This is a genomic window from Hymenobacter coccineus (assembly GCF_001816125.1).
Lineage (GTDB): Bacteria > Bacteroidota > Bacteroidia > Cytophagales > Hymenobacteraceae > Hymenobacter > Hymenobacter coccineus.
Window position 1 is genome coordinate 1 of the sequence record NZ_MDZA01000178.1, and the last position, 4,572, is coordinate 4,572.

5 protein-coding genes are annotated in these 4,572 nt (G+C 64.0%); 1 reads left to right on the forward strand and 4 read right to left on the reverse strand.

Annotated features, from left to right (window positions below):
* From BEN49_RS11605 to BEN49_RS11615, 3 genes are all read right to left on the reverse strand, one after another.
* The coding region (locus tag BEN49_RS11605) for an alcohol dehydrogenase catalytic domain-containing protein (RefSeq protein WP_438831780.1) at positions 1-279 on the reverse strand (279 nt) is incomplete at its 3' end.
* A gap of 122 nt (positions 280-401) precedes the next feature.
* Positions 402-1,121, reverse strand: coding sequence for a phosphatase PAP2 family protein (locus BEN49_RS11610; RefSeq protein WP_070743570.1), 720 nt, complete (start codon positions 1,119-1,121; stop codon positions 402-404).
* A gap of 86 nt (positions 1,122-1,207) precedes the next feature.
* Positions 1,208-1,915, reverse strand: coding sequence for a VIT1/CCC1 transporter family protein (locus BEN49_RS11615; protein ID WP_070743573.1), 708 nt, complete (start codon positions 1,913-1,915; stop codon positions 1,208-1,210).
* A 622-nt stretch (positions 1,916-2,537) separates the two neighbouring features.
* On the opposite strand from BEN49_RS11615, the gene BEN49_RS11620 reads away from it, so the two are divergent.
* Positions 2,538-3,737: a T9SS type A sorting domain-containing protein gene (locus BEN49_RS11620; protein WP_083326012.1), complete on the forward strand. Its 1,200-nt coding sequence runs from the start codon at positions 2,538-2,540 to the stop codon at positions 3,735-3,737.
* Between the two features lie 199 nt (positions 3,738-3,936).
* Here the strand turns inward: BEN49_RS11620 and BEN49_RS11625 are convergent.
* Positions 3,937-4,572: rhomboid family intramembrane serine protease (locus BEN49_RS11625; RefSeq protein ID WP_125916779.1), on the reverse strand; the 636-nt coding region annotated here is incomplete at its 5' end.

Consider the following 4,572-nt stretch of genomic DNA (forward strand, 5'->3'; position numbering starts at 1 on the left):
TGCCCCAGCGCAGGCCCGGGTAAATGACCACGCGGCTGCCCACGGCGGGGGCCCCCGCGGGCACATTGGGTCCCCAGGCGGCCACCTCGCCGGCGCCGTCGCCCCGAGCGTGCAGGGCAGCGCAATGCCGGCGTACTGGCCCTGCTGAATCCAGACGTCGCGGTGGTTGAGGGCGGCGGCGTGGAGCTTGACGAGGATTTCGCCGGGGCCGGGCGTGGGCGTGGGCACGTCGCGCAGCACCACGGGCTGGTGCACGGCATCGAGTTGAATGGCTTGCATGGGAAGAGTTGGGAGGGAAACAGTGAACCGGCCGCCGGCCTACGCTCGGTGGCACAAGGGTAAACGCAAACACCTGCGTTTTGGCTAGCGCGGGGCCCCCATAGTTATGGGCCGGGAAGCGGCTACCGGCCCTGGCCTGCCACCGGCCGCCGCCGCCGCACCGTGGCCCACGCCCGTTCCAATTGGCGCAGGTAGGGCGAGAACAAGAGATACACGCCCGATACCCAGCCCACCGAGGCCACCCAGCCGGCCACCACGTCGCTGGGGTAGTGCACGCCCAGGTACATCCGCGAGGTGCCTACCCCAAGCACGAACAGGGCCCCCAGCACCCAGGCCAGCCAGCGCCAGCGCGAGCGGGCCAGCAGCAGGCATGCGGCCAGCACCAGCGCCGCCGAACCCATGGCGTGCCCGCTGGGGAAGCTGGGCGTCGTTTCCGGGGCCAGCGACGCCCACAGCGCGGGGCGCACCCGGCCCAGCACCGTTTTGGCCACTAGGTTGAGGGCCATGGCCCCGCCCAGCGCCGCGCCGAAAAACCAGGCCCGCCGGTGCTGCCGGCCGTGCCACAAGTACCAGAAAATCAGCCCCGCCAGGCCGGCCATGGGCAGGGGGCCGCCCACGCGGGTCAGCGCCAGGTTCACGGCATCCAGGGCCGGGGTGGCGTGGGCGTGCAGCCAGCGCAGCAGCGAGCGGTCGCCGGGGAATCCTTCACCCTCCTGTATTTCGGAAGCGGCTTTGAGGAAGATGCCCCAGGGCACCACCACGCCGAAGACCAGTAGCAGCCCCAGCTGCCGGTGCCGGCTTAGCAGCCGTAGTAAAAAACGCAGCAGCGACGGACGACGCATATAGAAACGGGGCCCCAGCCCGGAAATGAGCCGCGCGGCGGCTCAAGAATAGCCGGGTATTCTGAAGACAATCTGCCCGGGGCCCCTCAGTGGCCGCCGCCGCTCACCAGCCGAGCCACGAAGAAAGCCGCCGCTGCCGCTGCCGCACCCGTGGCGGCCATTTTGAGGGCCCCCAGCACGGGAGCCTGGCCGGTGAGGCGGCTCTTGAAGTACCCAAACACCAGCAGGCACACCAGCGTGATGACGCCCGACCACAGCAGCCCCGCCTGGGGCGTATCGGTGAGAAAATATGCGCTAAGCGGCACCAGGCCGCCCACGGCGTAGGCCCCGGCGATGGTGGCGGCGCTCTTGGGGGCCTGCTTGGGGTCGGGCTCCTCCAGCCCCAGCTCGTACTTCATCATGAACTTGACCCACTGCTGCGGGTCGGCGGTTAGCTCCTGCACGGCCAGGGTCTGGGTGGCGGGGCTCAGGCCCATTTCGGCCAGCAGCTCCTGCACCTCGCGGCGTTCCACGTCGGGCACGGTGCGCACCTCCTCGTGCTCGCGGGCCACTTCGGCGGCGTAGTGGTCTACCTCGGTGCGGCCGGCCAGGTAGCCGCCCAGGCCCATGGCAATGGAGCCGGCCACAATCTCGGCCAGCCCGGCCGTGATGATGAGCCCCGACGACTGCACGGCCCCACTCAGGCCGGCGGCCAGGGCAAAAGGCACCGTCAGACCATCGGACAAGCCAATCACAATGTCCTGTAACATGGCCGAGCTAGTCAGGTGGTGTTCGGTGTGCGTAAAAGGCGGCATGGGGTAGGAGCAGATGGTGAGCAATAGGACCGGGCGGCGGTGCGGGCGTGGCTCGCAGGGGCCCCGGCGGAGCTTTTACGGCGCAAGCGGCGCGGGTGATTGCGGGGCCTAAGGCAGCGGCAGCAGGCCGAGCGAACAATTAATGCATTGGAAAAAGACAAAAATAAATTATCCCAACCCAACTCATTTTTACAATATATGGCACCTTATTTGAACTCCCTTACCCTATCTATCATCACCTTAATACTTGTAGCTAAATAGTACTTAATAAAAGTGTTTAAGTACAAAGTATTTAGCCTATTTTTAAAAAGATATAAATTAGATAATTTTTATTTGTTCTAAATAATTATAAATTAATATTTACTATACTAATTACAACATTTTACGTAAATAATAGCTTAAATACAGTTTCGTGCGAATCGTATTTTTATGTTTTATAGACTTATTTTACAACAATATCACTATCAAATGCACCGCTTGCTGCACGTTTTAGAAGCTCTTTTTCATCTGCCTAAAACCAAGATGAGTTTTTTATCGAAAATGGTGCTAATCCTTGACGGGATGGCACTAACTATCCTTCCAAAATAGCGTGAAATTTACCCTTTCGCGCTATCCCGATTATATGAATGCATCTATTCCCAAGCCGTGGTTTGCGACGACAGCGCGGGGCAGCGCCGGCGCTGCCTTAAGGCGCGGCCGCCGGCGCCTTGCCCGCGCCGGATTTCTTTGTTTTGGCCTGTTTTGGCTGGCGGCGGTGGCCCAGGCCCAGCCGGCTACGCCGCCAGTGGGCACGCCGGGCCTGGCGGCGGACTACTACCGTGGGTACTTCTACGGGGTGCTGAGCTTTTTCACCACCAATGCTCCCGACATCAGCAACCGCGCGGTGGAGCAGCTGAACTTTGCGGAGGCCGAAACCGACAACTTTGGGGTGGGCCCGGTGGCCTCGTACTACAACCCGGGCAACCCCGACGAGTTCAGCGGCCGCTTCCAGGGGCAGCTGTACGTGACGGTGGCGGGGCCCCACACGTTTTACCTGGGCTCGGACGATGCGGCGTACCTCTTCCTCGACGGTAACCCGCAGCCAGTGGCTTCTAACCAAGGCGATACGTTTCCGTTCCGCGAAACGTCGGGCAGCTGCACCCTGGCGGCCGGCCTGCACACCGTGCAGGTACTGTACGGCGAGCACGGCGGCAGCCAGGGCCTGGTGCTGCAATACGCCGGGCCAAACATGCCCAAGCAGCTGGTGCCCAACGGCGTGCTCTACGCCCAGCCCACGGGGCCCATCCGGCCGGTCCTCACGCAGTTTGAGGCGGTGGCCCACAACCAGCAGGTGGACCTGAGCTGGGCCACCGCGGCTGAGGAAAACAGCGTGGCCTTCGTCGTGCAAAAATCGACGGACGGCGTGGTGTTCACCGATCTACTGAGCCAGCCGGGCGCGGCCCCGGGGCCCCACAGCTACGAAGCGCTGGACCCAAACCCGGCCAACGGCGTGAATTACTACCGCCTCCAGCAGCTCCGCAGCGACCGGCCGCCCGTGTATTCGCCCATCAAGGCGGTGGATATTGTGCCCGTGCCGTACGTGGTGAGCGTGTACCCAGTGCCCAACAACGGCAACTTTTTCATTAAAGTCCAGCCCGCGGCCATCGAGTCGGGCGTGCTGGAATTGCAGGACATCACCGGCCGCCGCATGTACCGGCAGCGCATCGAGCTGCGCAACGGCGCCGAGCAGCAGGTGCGGCCCAACCTGGCCACTGGCATGTACATTCTGTACTTCACCACCGAGGCGGGCACCCTGGTGCAGAAAATGCTTTTAGGCGGCTAATACGAGGTTTCCCATCTGATGCAAGGCCCTCTTTCGGCGGCCGTGCGGAATGCAGTGAAGCATCTTTCCTACGCGGCTAAGCGAATAAATTAGCCAGCGGGAGAGATGCTTCACTGCATTCCGCATGGCCGTTTTTATTAACCCGGAGCAGCGCTTACAGGTGGGCCCCACACACAACCAAACCACGCAGGTACCCCGTTTATTCGGCCACCGGGCGCAGGCCTACCAGGGCCAGCGGGCCGGCCACCAGGGCCCCCAGCAGCAGGCCGCCGAGGTGGGCCGCGTTGTCGACGTTGCCCGACAGGCCGGCAATCAAGTTACTGAGCACCAGGTACAGGACCAGCCCAAGCATGGCGCGGCGGTCGAACTTGTCGAGCACCAGCTTTTTGCTGACCAACAAGAGCAGCAGCAGCCCGTAGAGCCCGAAAATGGCTCCGCTGGCCCCCACTGAGTTGATGCCGCCGCGGTGGTACCAGAGCGTGGCCAGGCTGCCGGCCACGCCGCTGGCCAGGTACACGGCCAGCAGGCGCGCCGCGCCCACGCGGGCCTCCAGCAATACACCCAGCAGCCACAGGCTGAGGGCGTTGAGCAGCAGGTGCGTGGCCCCGGCGTGCACGAACACGCTGGTGAGCAGCCGCCAGGGCTGGCCGGGCAGCGTGCGGCTGCTCACGTTGGAGCCCCAGCGCACCAGGTCGTGGCCGCTAGGGTCGGTGCCCGATACGCCACTGGCCGTCATGGCCACCCACACCAGCCCGTTGAGGGCCAGCAGCAGCGGCGTGGCCCAGAAGCCGCGCGAGGGCCAGCAGCCCCCGCAGCGTGGGGCAGCCAGTCGGGC